The sequence below is a fragment of the Aromatoleum toluclasticum ATCC 700605 genome, from assembly GCF_000378245.1.
GTDB lineage: Bacteria > Pseudomonadota > Gammaproteobacteria > Burkholderiales > Rhodocyclaceae > Aromatoleum > Aromatoleum toluclasticum.
On sequence record NZ_KB899492.1, the window covers coordinates 112,287 to 132,978 of the forward strand.

Sequence of the window (20,692 nt, forward strand, 5' to 3'; positions counted from 1 at the left end):
TCCCGAAACGGGAAAAAACGGGAAAGAACGGGAACGCCGGGATTTCCCGATCTTCCCGCCGCCCCCTATAGGGGGGCGGGAAAACGGGAAGGCGCGGAATACTGATCAGGGAAGCCATATCCACCCACCGTCGAAGGCGAGGTTCTTGCGGCTAACCAGTGACGTGATGGCGTCCTGAGCGCGCTCACGCTGGCGCTTCGACTCGCAGGGAAGACATTCCGCCGCAACGGCGACCGCCTCGTCAAACCTGATGCAGGGCCGCCCAGGCGGGGCGGACGCCTGACCGAAGCTGCGCGCGTCCTTCAACGCGGCCGAGATGGCATCGAAGGTCAGGCCCATGTTCCCGCGACGAGGCGGTGCAGCACGACGTACTTCTTTCGGTCGTTGCACATCGGGCTCGACAACACAACTGGTCACCGTCTCACCGTCCCTGTCCTCGCCGAGTTCCACGACCGCCAGACTGAACGGGCGCGAAACCCCGTCCTCACCGTCCTTGGACTTGGCGACACGCCATGCCCGGCGGTCGCCCTCGCGCGTAACCTCGATCGCGGCATCAAGGGCGGCGAAAAGGCTCGAGTGCCCCCGCATGCCCTTGTTCGAGTCCTTGCCGGTGTGATGCACCAGGATCACCAGTCCGCCCACATCGGCCTGCAGCCGCTTCACGCTGGAAATGATTTCGCCCATATCCGCGGAGCTGTTCTCGTCGGCGCCGGGCGCGCTGGCGTTCAGAGTGTCGATGATGACCACGCCATTACCCGCACCCGCCGCGAGAATTGCAGCGCCGAGCTCCTGCACGTCCTCCCCCTCCAAGACGGACAGCGGTGCGGTGATGAAGCGGACATTGGAGCCTGCACCGCGTCCGCACGTACTGCGGTAGGCGCGCACACGCTGCGCCAGCCCGGCCGCCCCCTCGAGCCCGACGTAAGTCACCGGGGCGGCGCGCACTCTGTAGTCGAACCAGGGCAGCCCGTCGGCAATACTCATTGCCGCATTCAGAAGCAGGAACGTCTTGCCGCTGCCGCTCGGTCCATAGACGGCGGCGATGCCCTGCTCGGGCAGGATGTGCTTGATCCGCCATTCGAGCGGCGGCTGCGATGCGAGCACCTCCGCAGTCAGAAGCGGGAAGCGTTGCGGCGGCCCCTTCGGAGCGGCGAGCAGCGCGGCCAGTGCTTCAAGACCGTTGTCTGCCGCGTAATCGTTCGCGTCATAGTTCGACGACGACCCGGCGGGCATCTCGACCCACAACGCGCCAACGTCCTTCGAGATCCTCGCGCAATGGAGCTCCTTGCCGGCATCGGCGACGAGCACGAGACGCGCAGCGGCATAGCGCATGCGGATTTCGCGCGCGACAGCCTCCATGCGACCGGCGCCGAAGCACACCACCGCCGCGGATCCGGTCGCCTGCCGACATGCCCACGCTACGCCAATGCCTTCGCCGACGTATACGGTCTGCGCCTCGCCGGGCGGGGCGAGCTGCCCGACAGTGAACACGCCATCCATCGAATGACCCGGCGCATTGACCTTCTTGCCGACGGGCGGAATGAACTGCACCGTGCGGAGAGCACCGTCGAAACCGAGAGCAGGCACCATCAGCGCACCATCCAGCGCCTGACCCGCGATGACGAGCGGGCCGCGATACACACGCAGTCCGACCGGATCACCGCGCTTCTTGGCGACATAGGGGTGTTCGTCGTTTGCGAGCTCGCCCGCCTTCCACACCTCTTGGACGTCGAACGCGGCCAACGTGGAGGACCTATGCCACGGGATCGAACGCAGGGTGGAACGAGTCGGCGCTACGCTGGTACGCGCGGAGGTATCGCGCCAGCCCGCAGCACGAGCCTTTGCGAACAACGTACCGGCCCCGACGCCAGAGCCGTTCATCGAACGCCATACCGCACGACAATCGGCCTCATCCTTGTAATTCGACGCGGTCGCACTCCACTCGTGCCAGTCGTCGAACTCGAGACCTGCCGCGCGGGCGGCCATGCCCACGCGCACCCACTCGACGCGCTCGCATCCCGCATCGATGGCCTGCAGCGCCGACCGAGCACGCACCCGATCGTCGCGCGCAAAAATGTTTTGGTCGTTCTTGACGAGTTTCAAGCCAGACCCCGCACGCGACGTACTTCAGCGACGTACTGCTGACCTGCGGCACCGGCAGCATGGATCGTTTCCGGCAACATGAAATATTCGGCGATCCGTGCGACCCGGCTGTCCGAGGTCGGAGCATCGATGTCATTTCTTTCGATCGACCAGCCCGCCGCGCGCAGCTTGAAAATGTGGTGAGCGGCACGAGACGATCCGTGACGCTCCCATACATCCTTGTGGGTCATTCGAATGCCGGCGAGCAGTTCCGCGAGAACTGCGCCCTTTACGCTGTTTGCACGCGGGAAGTCGGCTTGAACGGCTGCCGCGTTGGTCAAGCACGGCGCTGCCCTGTCTGCGCTGACAGGCGCAGTCGGCGCGTTATGCGATGCACCAACCACCACTTCAACGAAGTCAATGGTTTCGGTGTCGGGGCTCTGAGCACCGTCGACGGCGCGGCGATTCAAAGTGGTCAGCATGCTGCACCGCCTTTGCCGCCGGCGACGATGAACTGCTCGACATCCGCGGCAGGCCACAGCAGGAAGCGATTCGGACTTTTGATCGGCCTCAGGCCGAAGTAGTGCCCGTCGCGGCAAAGGGCCGCTCGCAGAGTGTTCGGCTTGACTTTAAGGAGCTCCGCAGCCTGTTCAGTGGAATAGTTGCGGAAGGCAAGGGGCGCATCACTGCCCCAGGGTGCGGGAATGGAACTGGAGTCGGCCGTTGCGGCCTTAGAAAACTTATCGCTCATAGTGTGTCCTGTTCGAGCAAATACCTCCCACGCAGCGAACTGCGTGGCACGTACTCGTTCGAAGGGGTCACATCACGTCGAAACGTGGGGAGCTGTCCTTCGCGGCCTGAGTGTTACCCACCTTCCTCGTCTTTCGCATTACGGCGAGCGTCTGAAGGTGCCCTTCTTGTTTTAGGGCGGCGCTGAGATTATTTAAATGATACCGGTGCCGCTAAATATCGGTCAATTTAAATAAACAAATGAAACTCAACAAGTTACGGAAGTTTAGCCAAACAACCCGCGTGAAACGGAACGCCTTCGTTCGGGTAACTGCGGAATTTTTCCGGTGACGGATCAACCGATATGACGCGCTCGATCACGCATACCGAAACCGCGCCACGGCACAACTTCACCTTCGCCTCAGCATTGCATGCCCAGTGCGCACCGAAAGTCTGCATGATGGTACGAATCTGCCCGCTCCATGATGGCATCGCCGCCGCGACTGGGGCGTGCCCGATCAGGCGGCGATACGCCACCTCTCCTGATCCCGCTGCGCGGTCATGGACTGATCCTCGCCTTCCTGGCGGTCGGTCTCGTTCCACTGCTCGATCAATTCCGCCAGCTTCGTCGTGCCGTCCGCGTGTTCCAGATAGAGCAGGCGCAACATGCGTTCGGCGGCCACGCTCGGGCGGCGACGGCTGCGCTCCCACAGCGAAACCGTTTGCTCGTCCACGCCCAGCGCATCGGCGAGCCGCTTCTGCGCCATTCCCATCTCGACGCGGAGGAATCGGATCTCGGGGCCCGAAAGGCGCTTGCGGTAATGCACGAGATGATGCGCAACGGCACGATGCAGTCCGTCGATATCTTCGATTTCGAGGCAACGGCCGACGCCCTCGACTTCCTCGAACCGGTAGCCGCTCGCCAGCCAGATACCTTTCAGTCCGCAGTCCTTGTATTCCAGCATCTTCATTCACCCTCGAAAGCGGTAGCGACGACAACCCATGCACCGTCGGGTTTCTGCTTGAGCACGACGCCCACTGTCAGGCACATCCCGGCGCTGCGTCCGCTCACGTTGCATCGCCAGTCTCCGCGCACGTCCTGATGCAGCGGCTCGGACACGGTCCCGGTACGCAGCACCTGAATAATCTGACGCCGGCCGATCTTTCGCTGCTGCATCCGTTCTTCGGCGTGCTGCGAGAACAGCAGGCGACGGCGCCCTTCCGCGGCCTCCTGCATCCATTGTCGAGCCTGGCGCTCGGAGGGCGGAAACGATTCAATCGGCGTCACCTACCGTACATTGTATGGGTTAATCGACCAAATTCAAGATTGCTTTAAGCACTGCGCAGCTGCACCACATTGGCGGGCGCAGTCACGCCCTTCTCGATGGCATCCAGCTTGTTCTCCCAAGCCGTCAGCGCAGCCGCTTTCTCGTCCAAATAGCTGTGTCGGTCGTAATGGGCGGCCTGCACGCCGCTGATGCCGTGGCTCAGCAACTGCGCGCGGATATCCTTGCTGATGCCCAGGCCGGCAAGCATGGTTTCAACCGTGCGGCGAATATCGCGAAGATCGAAGGATTCGCCACCGAGGTTGGCAGAGATTTCGGCAGCTCGGTTGCTCACCGTCTCACCCGTCATTGCCACGCGGCCGTGCGTCGAGAAAAGCCACAGACCGGTCGTGTCGGGTGCTCTACCCTCCTTGTCAGCACGTTCCTGCTCGCGTTTTCTGGCGCGTTCAGCCAACCCGGCGACCAGCCCCGCTGCCTTCGGCGCCAACGGCAGGAGATGTTCGCGTGCGGTCCGGCGCTTCCCCTTCCCATCCCACAATCGGAGCGTTGCCATGTCGGCGTTGTAGTCGCTCACTTTGGCGCGCAACAGTTGCGCCATGCGTTGGCCGCCAGCGTACAGGGCCAGTTTCAGGGCCTGGTCGGGTAGATCGTCACCCAAGGCCTTGAGGTAGGCACGCAATTCATCGACGGAAAGGGTGCGGTCGCCGCGCTGGACCGCAATCGCGGGGATGGCGTCGACGGGGTTGTGTTCGATGCCGAACGGGATCAGGTCGGCAGGCAGAGCGGAATCGAACGGCGCGCGCTTCGCGGCATTGAAAGCCGCGGACAGGTAGGAGCGCAGTACGCCAGCGGCCCGTTCCTTGCCGGCCTCGCGAACCTTGCGAACCGCCGCAGCGATTTGATGTGCAGTGACCTCGCGGGCCGGCATGCCGGCGGTCTCCGTGCTCAGATGGCACTTGAACAGGCTGCGAGCGGCGCTGGCGCTCTTGACCTTGCCGGCACGTTCCAGTGTAGATACATAGGCGTCGCACAAAGCGCGCAGGGTGTAACGCTGCCTGTGCTCCGCTTCGGCCTTGGCTGCCAGCTCCGCTGCTGCGGCGGCCGCTCGTGCGGCCTCGCGCGCTTCCTCTTCTTCACGCAGCGCCTCGCGCGGGTCGCGCCCTTCGTCGACCAGCTTTTGCCAAGCAAAGGCCTTCGCCTTCGCCTCGGGGAGGGGCACCGCCCCCACTTCCCCGATGGTGATGCGAATTTCCTTGTAGGCCAGCGTCGAGATGAAGATGAAAACCTTGCTCACCCCCCCACGAACGGGACGGCTGCGCACCGCCAGATGCGACTCCGTATCGCGTAACAACGCCTCCTTGGGGGGTCGCCAGTTGGCGATGCGGGTGTCTGTCAGTCGTTCCTTGGGCACGGCGGCCACCTTTGGGTAGGAATTGGGTAGGAATAGACTGCATTCTACGACATGCACCCATGTGCATCAATCCACTATTTCATATACCTATCAGTACATTACGTTCGCCGATGCATATCGATGAATTCCAAATTTCGGGGGGATTTTTGACTCTTAATCAATTGGTCGTAGGTTCGAATCCTACTGCCCCCACCAGATACCGAAAAGGCCAGCTCCCGGAGCTGGCCTTTTTGCTTTCCGCAACGCCCGCGACGCGGGCATATGACGATAAGCAAATCCAGCCTTCATCCGCTTCGGCATAATGGCCGGATGTGCACGAGAGGCGGATCATGACGGCCATCCAGGACTCAGGGCGACTTGCCCACATCGTCTTCCAGAACGCAGCCGAAGGCATCGCGATCACCGATCCCCAGGGGCGCATCCTGGCGGTCAACGGCGCCTTCACGACGCTGACCGGATACCCGGCCGGCGACGTCGTCGGCCACACCCCGGCGATCCTCCGCTCCGGCCGGCACGGGCGCGAGTTCTATGCGCGCATGTGGCTCGCACTGCGCGACGACGGTCGCTGGCAGGGCGAGATATGGAACCGCCGCAAGAACGGCGAGATCTACCCGGAGTGGCTATCGATCAGCACCGTGCGGGACGCGACCGGCGACGTGCTCCACTACGTGGGCGTGTTCACCGACATCTCCCGCATCATGGAGGAGCAGGTAAAGCTGCGCGATCTGGCCTACCACGACCCGCTCACGCGCCTGCCGAACCGCATGCTGCTGCGTGACCGCTTCGAACAGGCGGCGCGGCGCAGCCTGCGTGACGCGCGTCAGCTCGCGCTGCTCATGGTCGAAATAACGCCACAAGGCAAGGTGCCGAACGACCCCTTCCTCATCGCCGCGTCGGAGCGGCTGGCGACGCACCTGCGCGAAACGGACACGTTCGCGCGCTACGGCGAGAATGAATTCCTGGTACTGATCGAAGGCATCAACGGCCCGCGCGACGCCAGCGTGACGGCCGACCAGCTGCTCAAGGCCCTCGAGAAACCGCTCGCAGTGGACGATCTCGATGTCTATGCCGGCGCGAACATCGGCATCAGCCTGTACCCGATGGACGGCTACACGCTGGACGACCTCGCGACCGCGGCCGATGCGGCGATGCTGCAGGCGCGCGGCCAGCAACGCCGCGGGTTCCATTTCTACTCCGCCGAAATGACCGCCTTCGCGAACGAGCGCGCGACGATCGAACGCCAGTTGCGCCGCGCCATCGCCGATGGTGCGCTGGAACTCCACTTCCAGCCGCAGTTCGACGTCTCGGGCGACTCGGTGGTGGGCGTCGAGGCGCTGGCACGCTGGACCGATCCCGAACTGGGTATCGTCGAGCCCGAGCGTTTCATCCCGATCGCGGAAGACAACGGCCTCATCCACCCGCTCGGCGAATGGGTGATGCGCAAGGCCTTCACGCAATTCATCTCCTGGCAGGCGGCGGGCGTGGCGCCGCCGGTGCTGTCGCTGAACATCTCGGCACGCCAGCTCGAACGCGTCGATTTCGCCGACAGCGTCGCCGCACTCATCGCCGAGACGGGCATTTCGCCGCAGTCGCTGGAATTCGAGTTCCGCGAATCGGTGCTCTCCGACGTCGCCTACGTCGTACCCGCCCTCGAGACGCTCGACAGGATGGGAATCCGGCTGTCGATCGACGGTTTCGGCACGGGATTTTCGCCGCTCGGAAACCTCAAGACGCTGCCGATATCGAAGCTCAACATCGACCGCAGCTTCGTGAGCGGCATCGGCAGCAACCGCACCAACGACACCATCGTGCGCACGGTGCTGGGCGTCGCGCGCACGCTGGGGCTGCGCGTGATCGCCGAAGGCGTGGAGACCGAGGACCAGGCCGTGTTCCTGCGCGACCAGGGATGCGACGAGTTCCAGGGGCACCTCTACGGGCAGGCGGTGAGCGGCGAAGACTTCGTGCGGCGTTTCGCACGACCGCGAAATTGAGGGATTTCGCGCCGCATCCGTAACGGAATCGCCCATTACGGGCCGGAACAGTTTGGTGTGCTTAGGGGATTTGGGTACATTTGCGCCCAACCCCTCCAGGACTCCCACGGCCGGCAACGGCCACCCTCCCCGACAGGCGCCGGCAACGGTGTCATCGATCAACTACTCCGATAAAGAGGAAAATCGTGTCGAACAGTCCATATGAACAAGGCTTGGGCAAGAACGCGGCGAACTACGTGCCGCTCTCGCCCCTGAGCTACCTCGAGCGCTCGGCCTATGTGTATCCGCAGCGCACATCGGTGGTTCATGGCGGCCGCTCCTTCACCTGGGCGCAGACCTACGAGCGCTGCCGCCGCCTCGCCAGTGCGCTGGTGCAGAAGGGCGTCGGCCGGGGCGACACCGTCGCCGTGATGCTGCCCAACGTCCCGGCGATGTATGAAGTGCATTTCGGTGTGCCGATGACCGGCGCAGTCCTGAACACGCTGAACACGCGCCTCGATCCGGACGCGATCGCCTTCATGCTGGCGCACGGCGAGGCGAAGGTGCTGATCACCGACCCCGAGTTCGCGTCCATCGTCCGCCCCGCGCTCGAACGGCTCGACGGGCCGAAACCGCTCGTCATCGACACGCTGGATGCGGAGTACCCGGGCACCGACCGCTGCGGCGAGATCGAGTACGAGGACTTCATCGCCGGCGGCGATCCGAACTACGCGTGGAGCCTGCCGCAGGACGAGTGGGACGCGATCGCGCTGAACTACACCTCGGGCACGACCGGCAACCCCAAGGGCGTCGTCTATCACCACCGCGGCGCGTACCTGAACGCGGCATCCAACATCATCAGCTGGGGCATGCCGCAGCACGCGGTGTATCTGTGGACGCTGCCGATGTTCCACTGCAACGGCTGGTGCTTCCCGTGGACGATGGCGGCCAATGCCGGCGTGAACGTATGTCTGCGCAAGGTCGACGTCGCGCTGATCTGCGAGCTGATCCGCACGCACAAGGTCACCCACTTCTGCGGCGCGCCGATCGTGCACGGCATGCTGATCAACGCGCCCGAAGGCCTACGCGCGGGGATCGAGCACAAGGTCTCCGCGCTGGTCGCCGGCGCTGCGCCCCCGGCCGCGATCATCGAGGGCATGGAGCGCATCGGCTTCGACATAACCCATGTGTACGGACTGACCGAGACCTACGGCCCGGCCTCGGTGTGCGCGAAGCATCCGGAATGGAACGAGCTGCCGATCGCCAACCGCGCGGAGCGCAACGGCCGCCAGGGCGTGACCTACCACATGCAGCAGGCCATCTCGGTCATCAATCCGGAAACGATGGAACCGGTGCCAGCCGACGGCGAGACGATGGGCGAACTGATGTTCCGCGGCAACCTCGTCATGAAGGGCTACCTGAAGAACGAGAAGGCAAGCGAGGAGGCCTTCGCGGGCGGGTGGTTCCACACCGGCGACCTGGGCGTGATGCAGCCCGATGGCTACGTCAAGATCAAGGACCGCTCCAAGGACGTGATCATCTCGGGCGGCGAGAACATCTCGTCGCTGGAGGTCGAGGACGTGCTGTACCGTCATCCGGCGGTGATGACGGCGGCGGTCGTGGCGAAGCCCGATCCGAAGTGGGGCGAGGTGCCCGCAGCCTACGTCGAGGTCAAGGAAGGCGCCACCGTGACGGCCGAGGACATCATCGCGCACTGCCGCGAACACCTCGCGCGCTACAAGGTGCCGAAATACGTCGAGTTCTGCGTGCTGCCCAAGACCTCGACCGGCAAGATCCAGAAGTTCGTGCTGCGCGAGCAGGCGAAATCGACGTCCGCGATCGAGTAACGCGCGACTGCCGCCAGGCATCCGCGAAGGCCGCCGTTGCGCAAGCAGCGGCGGCCTTTTTCTTCGCGCACCGCGTACGGATCGAGCAGCCATGCGGGTTCACCCCTAGGCGGTACGCATTGACGCTCCCCGGCACGGGTGTTAACTTGTGCCGACCGTGATCAAGGATACATATCGATGCGACATGGATTCTTATAATCCATGAGCGGCTGTCCTTGCAGACTCCGCTACGACGCAACGTGTTTCAACCGGCACGCCGATGCCGGCGCAGTTCAGCTTCGACCCACAGAGAGAGGCAGGATCTGGCAGACGCGATGGGCACGGATCACATTCTTCAAACGACGGACCTGACGAAGGAGTTCAAGGGCTTCGTTGCGGTCGACAAGGTCAATCTGCAGGTGCAGCGGGGCACGATCCATGCGCTGATCGGCCCCAACGGCGCGGGCAAGACGACGGTCTTCAACCTGCTGACCAAGTTCCTCACGCCGACGCGCGGCACGATCCGCTTCAACGGCATCGACATCACGCCCGAGAAGTCTGCGCAGATCGCCCGCCGCGGCATCGTCCGCTCCTTCCAGATCTCGGCGGTGTTCCCGCACCTGTCGGTGCTCGAGAACGTGCGCGTCGCGCTGCAGCGCAAGCTCGGCACGAGCTTCCACTTCTGGCGCTCCGCCAGGAGTCTGGACGTGCTCAACGGGCGCGCGATGGAACTGCTCGAGTCGGTCGACCTGCAGACCTTCGCCGACACCGTGACGGTGGAGCTGCCCTACGGGCGCAAGCGCGCGCTGGAGATCGCGACGACGCTGGCGCTGGAGCCCGAGCTGATGCTGCTCGACGAGCCGACCCAGGGCATGGGCCACGAGGACGTCGGGCGCGTGGCCGACCTGATCAAGCGCGTCGCGGCCAACCGCACGGTGCTGATGGTCGAGCACAACCTCGGAGTGGTCTCGCACATCTGCGACACGATCACCGTCCTGCAACGCGGCGCCGTGCTCGCCGAAGGGCCTTACGAAGTCGTCTCGGCCGATGCGCGCGTGCTGGAAGCCTACATGGGTAGCGCACATGGCTAAGGCGAGCGCATTCACGCCCGACTCCGAGATGCTGCGGGTGCACGACCTGCACGCCTTCTACGGCGAGTCGCACATCCTGCACGGCATCGACTTCCAGGTGAACCGCGGCGAACTGGTGACGCTGCTGGGGCGCAACGGCGCCGGCCGCACCACCACGCTGAAGGCCATCCTGGGGCTGGTCGGCCGGCGCAGCGGCTCGATCATGATCAACGGCCACCAGGTCATCGACCTGCCGACGCATCGCATCGCGCACCTGGGCATCGGCTACTGCCCCGAGGAGCGCGGCATCTACGCCAGCCTGTCGACCGAGGAGAACCTGCTGCTGCCGCCCGCGGTGAACAGCACCGGGATGTCGCTCGACGAGATCTACGAGATGTTCCCCAACCTCAAGGAGCGGCGCAGCAGCCCGGGCAGCCGGCTGTCCGGCGGCGAACAGCAGATGCTGGCGATGGCGCGCATCCTGCGCACGGGCGCGCGCCTGCTGCTGCTCGACGAGATCACCGAGGGCCTCGCGCCGGTGATCGTGCAGGCCCTGGGCCGCGTCATCGCGCAGCTCAAGGAGAAGGGCCTGACCATCATCCTGGTCGAACAGAATTTCCGCTTTGCGGCGCCGCTCGCGGACCGCCACTACGTCATCGAACACGGTCGCATCGTCGAGATGGTCAGCAAGGACGAGCTTGAGTCGAAGATGCCCCTGCTGCAGAAACTGCTGGGCGTTTGAGCCAGCGGCATACAAGGAGGAGAGAGAGAATGAAGCGCAAGATTCTGGTTTCGACGGTCGCAGCCGCCGTCGCAATGGCGCCGGCGCTGTCGCCCGCGGCGACGACGGTCAGTGATGGCATCGTGAAGCTGGGCGTGCTCACCGATATGTCGGGCACCTATTCCGACCTGTCGGGCCCCGGCGCACTCGAAGCGACGAAGATGGCGGTCGAGGACTTCGTCGCGAAGGAGAAGCCCGACTTCAAGATCGAGGTGATCTCCGCCGACCACCAGAACAAGGCCGACATCTCGGCCAACAAGGCGCGCGAATGGTTCGACACGGCCAAGGTGGACGCGATCGTCGACCTCGTGACGACCTCGACCGCGCTCGCGGTGATGAAGGTCGCCAACGAGAAGAACCGCATCTCGCTCGTGAACGGCGCCGGCTCGACGCCGATCACCAACGAGCAGTGCAACGACACGACCGTGCACTGGGCCTACGACACCTACGCGCTGCCGGTCGGCACCGCGCGCGCGGTGGTCAAGCAGGGCGGCAAGAGCTGGTACTTCATCACCGCCGACTACGCCTTCGGCCACTCGCTCGAAAAGAACACCTCGGACGTCGTCATCAAGAGCGGCGGCAAGGTGCTCGGCAGCGTGCGCCACCCCTTCCCGGGCAGCGACTTCTCGTCCTTCCTGCTGAGCGCGCAGGCCTCCGGCGCGCAGGTGATCGGCCTCGCGAACGCGGGCGCGGACACGATCAACTCGATCAAGCAGGCCAAGGAGTTCGGCATCACACCCAAGCAGTCGCTCGCGGGCCTGCTGATGTTCATCTCGGACGTGCATAGCCTCGGCCTCGATGCCACCCAGGGTATGTACCTGACGACCGGCTTCTACTGGGACCGCAACGAGGAGACGCGCGCCTGGTCGAAGCGCTACTTCGAACGCATGAAGCGCATGCCGACGATGGCGCAGGCGGGCGACTACTCGGCGACCTACCACTACCTGAAGGCGATCAAGGCCGCCGGCACGGACGAAGCCAAGGCGGTGATGGCGAAGATGCGCGAGATGCCGGTGAACGACTTCTTCGCGAAGAACGGCAAGGTGCGTGTCGACGGCCGCATGGTGCACGACATGTATCTCGCGCAGGTGAAGAAGCCGTCCGAGTCGAAGTATCCGTGGGACTACTACCACATTCGTGAAGTGATCCCCGGCGACGAGGCCTACATCCCGCTGGCCGAGAGCAAGTGCCCGCTGGTGAAGAAGTAGGCACGCCCAGCCCGGCCATGACCGCGGGGTGATGGGCAGCGCCAGCGCGCACCACCCCGCGGCCGGCACCGACACCCGAGCGCGAGACCATGGACATCTTCGGCATTCCGATCCAGGCCCTGATGGGGCAGCTGTTGATCGGGCTCATCAACGGGTCGTTCTATGCGATTCTCAGCCTTGGGCTGGCAATCATCTTCGGCCTGCTCAATATCATCAACTTCGCGCACGGCGCGCTGTACATGATGGGCGCCTTCTGTGCATGGATCGGCCTGACCTGGCTCGGGCTCAACTACTGGGTCGCGCTGGTCGCCGTCCCCGTCGTCGTCGGCGCGTTCGGGATGCTCATCGAGCGCACGATGCTCAAGCACCTGTACCAGCTCGACCACCTGTACGGCCTGCTGCTCACCTTCGGCCTCGCGCTGATCATCGAAGGGCTCTTCCGCTACCGCTTCGGCATCTCGGGGGAAAGCTACCCGGTGCCCGAGCTGCTGTCGGGCGGCTTCAACCTCGGCTTCATGTTCCTGCCGAAATACCGCGCCTGGGTCGTCGCGGTGTCGCTGGTCGTGTGCTTCGGCAGCTGGTTCATCATCGAGCGCACCAAACTCGGCTCCTACCTGCGCGCAGGCACCGAGAACCCGCAGCTGCTGCAGGCCTTCGGCATCAACGTGCCGTTGATGATCACGCTCACCTACGGCTTTGGCGTCGCGCTCGCCGCCTTCGCCGGCGTGCTCGCCGCGCCGGTGCTGCAGGTGAACCCGGTGATGGGTTCCAACCTGATCATCGTCGTGTTCGCGGTGGTCGTGATCGGCGGCATGGGCTCGATCATGGGCTCCATCGTGACCGGACTCGGGCTCGGCCTGATCGAGGGCCTTACGCGCGTGTTCTATCCCGAAGCGTCGGCCGTGGTGATCTTCGTCATCATGGGCATCGTGCTGCTGCTGCGGCCGGCCGGACTCTTCGGGCGGGAGCGCTGAGACCATGCCCTGTCACCCCGCCCAACCGATCATTCCGGCGCACGGCGCCGCCGCACCGGGAATCGCACCATGAATGGCAAACACATCGGCTGGATCGTCCTGCTCCTGATCGGGCTGGCCGCGCCCTTCGTCGTCTACCCGGTGCTGGTGATGAAGATCCTGTGCTTCGCGCTGTTCGCCTGCGCCTTCAACCTGCTGCTCGGCTACACCGGCCTGCTGTCCTTCGGCCACGCCGCCTTCCTCGGCTCGGCGGGCTACATCTGCGGCTACAGCATGCAGAGCCTCGGCCTGTCGCCGGAGCTGGGCCTGCTCGCCGGCAGCGCCGGCGCTGCGGCGCTGGGCTTCATCTTCGGCAGCCTCGCGATCCGCCGTGCCGGCATCTACTTCGCGATGATCACGCTCGCGCTCGCCCAGCTCGTATATTTCCTCGCACTGCAGTTTCCCTTCACGGGCGGCGAGGACGGCATGCAGGGCATTCCGCGCGGCCGCCTGCTCGGCCTCATCGACCTCTCCGACACGATGAACATGTATTTCTTCGTGCTCGCGGTGTTCCTGTTCGGCTTCTGGGTCATCGACCGCGCGATCGACTCGCCCTTCGGCCAGGTCCTGAAAGCGATCCGCGAGAACGAGCCGCGCGCCATCTCGCTCGGCTACGACGTCGACCGCTACAAGCTGCTCGCCTTCGTGCTGTCAGCCGCGCTCGCGGGCCTCGCCGGCGCGACCAAGACCCTCGTGTTCCAGCTCGCATCGCTCACCGACGTGCACTGGCACATGTCCGGCGAAGTCGTGCTGATGACGCTGCTGGGCGGTGTCGGCACCGTATTCGGGCCGATCGTCGGCGCGACCATCGTCGTGAGCCTGCAGAACTACGGGGCGGAACTGGGCCAGTGGGTCACGGTGCTGACGGGCGCGATCTTCGTCCTGTGCGTGCTCGCCTTCCGCCGCGGCGTCGTCGGAGAGGTCGCGCACCTGATCAAGCGCTCCGGCATCCGGCCCTGACGCGGGCGCCGGCGCTCAGTCCGTCCGACCAGCGCTGCCGGCCGGGCTCCAGTCGAAGCTGCCGCTGCAGCCGGAGAACAATGGCCGGCTCCCGCCCGGCGTCGCCCGCAGGAAGGCCCTAAGTTCGCCGGGGGCGAGACCTTGCGGCGCCTTCGCGTCGGCGGCCAGATGCCGCGTGCGCACGATCAGGTCGCCCGCGACGTCGGCAATGCGGCACCGGATCGATGCGACCGCCGCCTGCCGCGCCGCCTCGACCCCGGCGATCGCCGCCAGCAGCTTCTCGCGCTGCGCTGCACGCGCCTTGCCCTGCTCCGACAACTGGGCCATGGCCCTGAGCACCGGCGTCACGCTATCGCGCAGCTTGTGGAAGGCGGCCTGCTGCTCGGCATTCAACACGATCTCCTGGCGGTGCAACCTGGCGGCGACGGTCAGATAGTTGGCCACCCCGGGCCGCGCGCGCAGGGTCTCCATGGTCGGCTTCGCCTGCTCGTCGGCCGCCTGCAGCTCGGCGAGCTGCGCGCGCGCTGCCGTGATCAGTTCGCCCTGCGTGTCTTCGGGCGGCAGCAGGACGGACACCACGGTCTCGGCCGGCCCGTGCGGACGCACCTGCGCGATGGCGATCCTGCGCCCGGCCAGCACCGATGCTTCGGCGAGGGCGATCTCCAGCTCTTCGGCGAGGATGTCGCAGCCGACAGCCAGCTCGCGTATCACGACGCGGCGGCCGACGATCAGGCTGTTCTCGGCGTGCTGCAGCGTCACTTCGCCCTCAGGCGCAAGGATCGTCGCCCCGCTGGCGCGCCCCTCCACCGCGACCTGCCCGCCCGGACTCACGATCACGCCACCGGACAGGTTCTTCTTCAGCACGACCGCGCCGCCGCGCGACACGAGCTTGCCGAACACGTCCGCGAAACTCGTCATGTTGAACCCCTCGACCACGCGGCCTTCCTGGATCTCGCCGTGCTCCTCGTAGTCGTCGCCCATCAGCACCAGGTCGCCCGTCGTGCGCAGGCTCACGCCGGCACGATTGACGATTTTTTCCGTGACCGAGACCTTGCTCGACGCGTCGTCGATGTCGAGGAAGCCGTCGATCGTCGCGACCATGAACTCGCCATCCGGACCGCTCTCGACACGTGTGCCCGCGCCGGCGAGCGCGGCGAAGTCGACATCCTTCGGCAGCGCCGGCGCCACCGCCCGGCCGTCGAGTTCGCGCCCCGCTTCGCCGAGCACCAGCGGCACCTTGCGCAGCAGCCTCTCGCCCGCGCGGATCTGCGGAAAGCGGTTGCGGAAGCTTGCGAGATTGACGCGCCCGTCCGGCAGCAGGCCGGGCGCGTCGTCGCGGTGCAGGCCGGCCGAGAGCTCCTCGACGCCCGCGTCGCGACCGGCGCCCGGGGGCACGGCGTGGGCGATCACGACCCTGCCCGTGTGCTCGCCGTCGATCGCTCCCCGTAGCGCCGCCTCGTCGATGCCACAGCGCAGTCCCTTCAGCCACGCCTGGGCGATGAACTCGTCGAAATCGAGGCGCGTCTTCTGCGTGACCGTCTCGAACTCCGCGCCGTCCGGCGAACCGCCCGCGCCCGTGTGCGGCACCGTGCAGTCAATGCTCACCGGCTCGAACAGGTACTCGGCACGGGCGCCCGAGATCTTGAGGCCGCGATAAAGGGGGATACGCACCGGCAGGATGTGGGTGATGGCTGCGGCGAAACGCACGCGGGGCGACCGTCCGGCCGCCGCGCAGGCCCGGACTTCGTCGTCCACGCGCCCCGCCTCGCAATCGAATGCCAGGCGCACGAAGGCGGGGTAATCGAGCCCGCGAAAACAGATGCCGCGGATGAACGCCTGCTCCACCCATGCGCGAAAATCCGCGGAACTGCCCAGCTGCGGCAGATCGGCCCACAGCCCGCCCTCATCACGGACGATGAAGCCCGGCAAGGGTTCATCCCCTTCCCGCCGCGATTCGGCCACGTTGGCGACCATCCCGCCCCCTGCCAGCAGTATTTATCTTCATCTTACGCGTCCGCGCGCAGCGTGGGCGCGTCGCGTTCAGGCGCCGTTGGTCGCAGCCGCCACGACTGCGGTAAGCTTGCGCGCGATCAACCCCGCAGCCCCGCCCATGCCCTCCGAGTTCGACCTCATCCGCCGCCACTTCACCCGCCCCGCGCGCCACACGGCGCTGTCGGTCGGCGACGACGCGGCCCTGCTCGCGCCGCGGGCGGGCATGCAGCTCGCCGTATCGACCGACATGCTGGTCGCCGGCACGCATTTCTTCCCCGATGCCGAGCCCGAGGCGCTCGGCTGGAAGACCCTCGCGGTGAACATCTCCGATCTCGCCGCGATGGGCGCCGAACCGCGCTGGGCCGTGCTCGCGCTGTCGCTGCCGGTCGCCGACGAAGCGTGGATCGCGGCCTTCGCCCGCGGCTTCTTCGCCTGCGCCGACGCGTTCGGCGTGGACCTTGCGGGCGGCGACACCACGCGCGGCCCCTTGAACCTGTGCGTCACGATCTTCGGCGAAGTCCCGGCCGGAACGGCCATCACGCGCGGCGGCGCACGCACCGGCGACGACCTGTGGATCACCGGCACGCCCGGCCACGCGGCCCTCGGCCTCGCCCATCTGCGCGGCGAAATCGCGCTCCCGCCGGCCGCCGCGCAATCCTGCCTCGCCGCCCTGCACCGCCCGCAGCCACGCGCCGCGTTCGGGCAGGCCCTGCGCGGCGTCGCCAGCGCGATGCTCGACGTCTCCGACGGCCTGCTCGGCGACCTCGGTCACATCCTCGAAAGTTCCGGCTGCGGCGCACGCATCGACGTCGCCGCGCTGCCCCTCGCCGCGCTGCACGCCTGCGGGGCAGACGAGGCCCTCGCGCGGCGTTGCCTGCTGTCGGGCGGCGACGACTACGAACTCCTGTTCACCGCGCCGCCGTCACAACGCGAACACCTCGCCGTGCTCGCGCTCGGGCACGGCCTGTCACTGTCGCGCATCGGCACGATCACCGCGACCGCCGGCGAACTCGTGCTGCACGAGGCCGACGGCCGCGAGCACACGACGGCCCACGCGGGCTACGACCATTTCGCCTGACCCACGCACCGAAACCCGTCCATGCGCCCCACTGTCCGCCTGCTCCTGAGCCACCCCGCGCACTTCATCTCGCTCGGCTTCGGCTCGGGCCTCTCCCCGCGCGCGCCCGGCACCGCCGGCACCCTCGCCGCCTGGCTGCTCTACCCGCTGCTGCGCGCGCCGATTTCCGAATTCGTGTTCCTCGCGCTGCTCGCGAGCTTCTTCGTCGCCGGCATCGTCGCGGCGGACCGCACCGGCCGAGCCCTCGGTGCGCCGGACCACGGCGCGATCGTGTGGGACGAGATCGTCGCGTTCTGGCTCGTGCTGTTCTTCGCCCCGCCCGGGCTGGCGTGGCAGGCGGCCGCCTTCGTGCTCTTCCGCTTCTTCGACATCGTCAAGCCGCAGCCCATCCGCTGGGCGGACAACCACGTTGGCGGCGGCTTCGGCGTGATGCTGGACGACCTGATCGCCGCCGGCTACGCGATCCTCGCGCTCGCGGTGCTGAAACACGTCCTGGGGTGAGCCGATGATCGACGAAGAACTGCACGCCCTGTCGCGCCGGGTCGGCGACTGGCTCGCCGCGCGCGGTGCGACCCTCGCCTGCGCGGAATCCTGCACCGGCGGCTGGGTCGCGCAAACCGTGACCGCCACCGCCGGCAGCTCCGGCTGGTTCGATCGCGGCTTCGTGACCTATTCCAACGAGGCCAAGCAGGAACTGCTGGGCGTCGCCGCCGCGACGCTCGCCCGCCACGGCGCGGTCAGCGAGGAAACGGTGCGCGAGATGGTCTCCGGCACCCTCGCGCACAGCCGCGCACGCTTTGCCCTCGCGGTTTCCGGCGTCGCCGGCCCCGGCGGCGGAACCGCCGCCAAGCCGGTCGGCATGGTGTGCTTCGCGTGGGGCGAGCGCGACGGCGAGCTGCGCAGCGAAACCGTCCACTTCGACGGCGATCGCACCGGAATCCGGCGCCAGGCGGTCATCCGCGCACTCGCCGGCATGATGACATAATCATTTTTGGATCGCCTTGCAGGCGAGCTGCAACACACCAGCAATCTCTGTGCCATAATTCCCCAACGTTTTGAAAGGACAGGACATGGACGACAACAAGGCCAAGGCCCTCGCCGCCGCGCTCTCGCAGATCGAGAAGCAGTTCGGCAAGGGTTCGATCATGCGGATGGGCGACGGCAACGTCGAAAAGGACATCCAGACGGTCTCGACCGGCTCGCTCGGCCTCGACATCGCACTCGGCCTCGGCGGACTGCCTCGCGGCCGCGTCGTCGAGATCTACGGCCCGGAATCGTCCGGCAAGACCACGCTGACGCTGCAGGTCATCGCCGAGATGCAGAAGATCGGCGGCACCGCCGCCTTCATCGACGCCGAACACGCGCTCGACGTCGGCTACGCCGAGAAGCTCGGCGTGAACATCACCGATCTGCTGATCTCGCAGCCCGACACCGGCGAGCAGGCGCTCGAGATCGCCGACATGCTCGTGCGCTCGGGCGGCGTCGACATCGTCGTCATCGACTCGGTCGCCGCGCTCACCCCGAAGGCGGAAATCGAAGGCGAGATGGGCGACCAGCTGCCCGGCCTGCAGGCCCGCCTGATGAGCCAGGCGCTGCGCAAGCTCACCGCCAACATCAAGCGCACCAACACGCTGGTGATCTTCATCAACCAGATCCGCATGAAGATCGGCGTGATGTTCGGCAACCCCGAAACCACCACCGGCGGCAACGCGCTCAAGTTCTACGCCTCGGTACGCCTCGACATCCGCCGCACCGGCGCGATCAAGAAGGGCGACGAGGTCGTCGGCTCCGAAACCCGCTGCAAGGTCGTCAAGAACAAGGTCGCCCCCCCGTTCAAGGAAGCGCACTTCGACATCCTTTACGGAGAGGGCATCTCGCGCGAAGGCGAGATCATCGACCTCGGCGTGGACAAGAAGATCGTCGACAAGGCGGGCGCCTGGTACTCGTACCAGGGCGACAAGATCGGCCAGGGCAAGGACAACACGCGCGAGTTCCTGCGCGGCAATCCCGCCCTCGCCCGCGAGATCGAGAACAAGGTGCGCGTCGCGGTCGGCCTCAAGGAACTGCCGCCCGAACCCGCGCGGCCGGCGGCCGAGGCGGCCTGACGCCCCTTCCCGGGTCATGGCGGAGACGAGCCTGCGGGAACGCGCATTGCGGCACCTCGCGCGCCGTGAGCACTCGCGCGCCGAGCTGGTGCGCAAGCTCGCCCCTCACGGCTCCGCCGAAGAGATCGACGAGGTGCTCGACCGCCTCACCGAACTCGGCCTGCTCAGCGACCACCGCTTCGCCGAAGCCTGGGTGCGCAGCAAGGCCGCGCGCTTCGGCACCGCACGCCTGCGGCGTGAGCTGGCACAGCGCGGGGTCGGGCGCGACACGATAGACGCGGCGCTCGATGGCGAGGCCGTCGAGGATGACATCGAACGCGCACGCGCCCTCTGGCGCGGCAAGTTCGGCGCCACACCGGCCGATGCGCGCGAGTGGGCACGCCAGGCGAGATTCCTGCAAGGTCGGGGCTTCGGCACCGACGTGATCCGCAAGATATTGAAAGAGAACCCCGATGAGTCTGCTTAAGGTCGCCGGACTGCAGAAACGCTACAAGGCGCGCACCGTCGTCCACGATGTCGGCTTTGAAGTCGGCAGCGGCGAGGTCGTCGGCCTGCTCGGCCCCAACGGCGCCGGCAAGACCACCTGCTTCTACATGATCGTGGGCCTCGTGCGCGCCGACGGCGGCGACATCCGCCTCGACAGCGCCGAACTCACGCACCTGCCGGTGCATGCCCGTGCACGCCTTGGCCTGTCCTACCTGCCGCAGGAAATGAGCGTATTCCGCAAGCTCACCGTCGCCGAGAACATCCGCGCGGTGCTGGAGCTGCAGGGCCTGAACAGCGACCGCACGGACGAGCGCCTCGAGGAACTGCTCGAGGAGCTGGGCATCGCCCACCTGCGCGACAACACCGCCGTGTCGCTGTCCGGAGGCGAGCGGCGCCGCTGCGAGATCGCCCGCGCGCTGGCGACCGACCCGCGCCTGATCCTGCTCGACGAGCCCTTCGCCGGCGTCGACCCGATCGCGGTGCTCGACATCCAGAAGATCATCCGCTTCCTGCGCGACCGCGGCATCGGCGTGCTGATCACCGACCACAACGTGCGGGAGACGCTCGGCATCTGCAACCGCGCCTACATCATCAGCGAAGGCCGCGTGCTCGCGAGCGGACGCCCCGACGAGATCGTCGCCAACGAACAGGTTCGCCGCGTCTATCTCGGCGAGCATTTCCGCCTCTGAGCGTCC

20 protein-coding genes are annotated in these 20,692 nt (G+C 66.3%); 13 read left to right on the forward strand and 7 right to left on the reverse strand.

From position 1 onward, the window contains the following. Positions 1-105 precede the first annotated feature (105 nt). From F464_RS0103570 to F464_RS0103595, 6 genes are all read right to left on the reverse strand, one after another. The gene (locus F464_RS0103570; RefSeq protein WP_018988404.1) at positions 106-2,103 is read right to left on the reverse strand and encodes an AAA family ATPase; all 1,998 of its coding nucleotides are present in this window, start codon (positions 2,101-2,103) and stop codon (positions 106-108) included. Further along, the gene (locus tag F464_RS0103575) at positions 2,100-2,564 is read right to left on the reverse strand and encodes a helix-turn-helix domain-containing protein (protein ID WP_018988405.1); all 465 of its coding nucleotides are present in this window, start codon (positions 2,562-2,564) and stop codon (positions 2,100-2,102) included. The genes F464_RS0103570 and F464_RS0103575 overlap by 4 nt, the downstream gene beginning before the upstream one ends. Next, complete coding sequence (locus tag F464_RS27800) at positions 2,558-2,833, reverse strand: helix-turn-helix domain-containing protein (protein WP_018988406.1); 276 nt, start codon at positions 2,831-2,833, stop codon at positions 2,558-2,560. The genes F464_RS0103575 and F464_RS27800 overlap by 7 nt, the downstream gene beginning before the upstream one ends. Before the next feature lie 496 nt (positions 2,834-3,329). Continuing rightward, on the reverse strand, positions 3,330-3,782 hold the full coding sequence (locus F464_RS0103585; RefSeq protein ID WP_018988407.1) for a helix-turn-helix domain-containing protein: 453 nt from the start codon (positions 3,780-3,782) through the stop codon (positions 3,330-3,332). Next, on the reverse strand, positions 3,779-4,048 hold the full coding sequence (locus F464_RS27805; RefSeq protein WP_018988408.1) for a DUF4258 domain-containing protein: 270 nt from the start codon (positions 4,046-4,048) through the stop codon (positions 3,779-3,781). The genes F464_RS0103585 and F464_RS27805 overlap by 4 nt, the downstream gene beginning before the upstream one ends. Positions 4,049-4,143: 95 nt before the next feature. After that, a complete protein-coding gene (locus tag F464_RS0103595; protein ID WP_026295715.1) occupies positions 4,144-5,508 on the reverse strand; it encodes a tyrosine-type recombinase/integrase in 1,365 nt (454 codons plus the stop codon). Between the two features lie 329 nt (positions 5,509-5,837). Here F464_RS0103595 and F464_RS0103605 point away from each other — a divergent pair, with 329 nt between their 5' ends. The 7 genes from F464_RS0103605 to F464_RS0103635 all read left to right on the forward strand — a co-directional run bounded on the left by F464_RS0103605 (position 5,838) and on the right by F464_RS0103635 (position 14,336). Then, entirely contained in the window at positions 5,838-7,499 is a 1,662-nt protein-coding gene (locus F464_RS0103605; RefSeq protein ID WP_018988410.1) for a putative bifunctional diguanylate cyclase/phosphodiesterase, read from the forward strand. 185 nt (positions 7,500-7,684) lie between these two features. After that, positions 7,685-9,325 carry an acyl-CoA synthetase gene (locus tag F464_RS0103610; protein WP_026295717.1) on the forward strand — a complete coding sequence of 547 codons (1,641 nt, stop codon included), beginning with the start codon at positions 7,685-7,687 and terminating at the stop codon, positions 9,323-9,325. A gap of 314 nt (positions 9,326-9,639) precedes the next feature. Next, positions 9,640-10,395, forward strand: coding sequence for an ABC transporter ATP-binding protein (locus F464_RS0103615; protein WP_018988412.1), 756 nt, complete (start codon positions 9,640-9,642; stop codon positions 10,393-10,395). Next, entirely contained in the window at positions 10,388-11,116 is a 729-nt protein-coding gene (locus F464_RS0103620) for an ABC transporter ATP-binding protein (RefSeq protein ID WP_018988413.1), read from the forward strand. Before F464_RS0103615 ends, F464_RS0103620 begins: the two co-directional genes overlap by 8 nt. 29 nt (positions 11,117-11,145) lie before the next feature. Next, positions 11,146-12,363, forward strand: coding sequence for an ABC transporter substrate-binding protein (locus F464_RS0103625; RefSeq protein WP_018988414.1), 1,218 nt, complete (start codon positions 11,146-11,148; stop codon positions 12,361-12,363). Between the two features lie 89 nt (positions 12,364-12,452). Next, positions 12,453-13,337 (forward strand): branched-chain amino acid ABC transporter permease, encoded by an 885-nt coding sequence (locus tag F464_RS0103630; RefSeq protein ID WP_018988415.1) that lies wholly within the window; start codon positions 12,453-12,455, stop codon positions 13,335-13,337. 69 nt (positions 13,338-13,406) lie between these two features. Next, the gene (locus F464_RS0103635) at positions 13,407-14,336 is read left to right on the forward strand and encodes a branched-chain amino acid ABC transporter permease (protein WP_018988416.1); all 930 of its coding nucleotides are present in this window, start codon (positions 13,407-13,409) and stop codon (positions 14,334-14,336) included. Positions 14,337-14,351: 15 nt separating this feature from the next. Here the strand turns inward: F464_RS0103635 and F464_RS0103640 are convergent, their stop codons facing one another. Next, positions 14,352-16,310, reverse strand: a complete 1,959-nt coding sequence (locus tag F464_RS0103640) for a flagellar assembly protein A (RefSeq protein ID WP_018988417.1) — start codon at positions 16,308-16,310, stop codon at positions 14,352-14,354. Between the two features lie 136 nt (positions 16,311-16,446). On the opposite strand from F464_RS0103640, the gene thiL reads away from it, so the two are divergent. From thiL to lptB, 6 genes are all read left to right on the forward strand, one after another. Then, a complete protein-coding gene (gene thiL / locus F464_RS0103645; protein WP_018988418.1) occupies positions 16,447-17,406 on the forward strand; it encodes a thiamine-phosphate kinase in 960 nt (319 codons plus the stop codon). A gap of 21 nt (positions 17,407-17,427) precedes the next feature. Next, on the forward strand, positions 17,428-17,907 hold the full coding sequence (locus tag F464_RS0103650) for a phosphatidylglycerophosphatase A family protein (RefSeq protein ID WP_018988419.1): 480 nt from the start codon (positions 17,428-17,430) through the stop codon (positions 17,905-17,907). Between the two features lie 4 nt (positions 17,908-17,911). Beyond that, on the forward strand, positions 17,912-18,391 hold the full coding sequence (locus F464_RS0103655) for a nicotinamide-nucleotide amidohydrolase family protein (RefSeq protein ID WP_018988420.1): 480 nt from the start codon (positions 17,912-17,914) through the stop codon (positions 18,389-18,391). An 85-nt stretch (positions 18,392-18,476) separates the two neighbouring features. Then, entirely contained in the window at positions 18,477-19,511 is a 1,035-nt protein-coding gene (gene recA, locus F464_RS0103660) for a recombinase RecA (protein ID WP_018988421.1), read from the forward strand. A 16-nt stretch (positions 19,512-19,527) separates the two neighbouring features. Beyond that, positions 19,528-19,977, forward strand: a complete 450-nt coding sequence (recX, locus tag F464_RS0103665; RefSeq protein WP_018988422.1) for a recombination regulator RecX — start codon at positions 19,528-19,530, stop codon at positions 19,975-19,977. After that, positions 19,964-20,686 (forward strand): LPS export ABC transporter ATP-binding protein, encoded by a 723-nt coding sequence (gene lptB, locus F464_RS0103670; protein WP_018988423.1) that lies wholly within the window; start codon positions 19,964-19,966, stop codon positions 20,684-20,686. The genes recX and lptB overlap by 14 nt, the downstream gene beginning before the upstream one ends. The last annotated feature ends 6 nt before the right edge of the window (positions 20,687-20,692 follow it).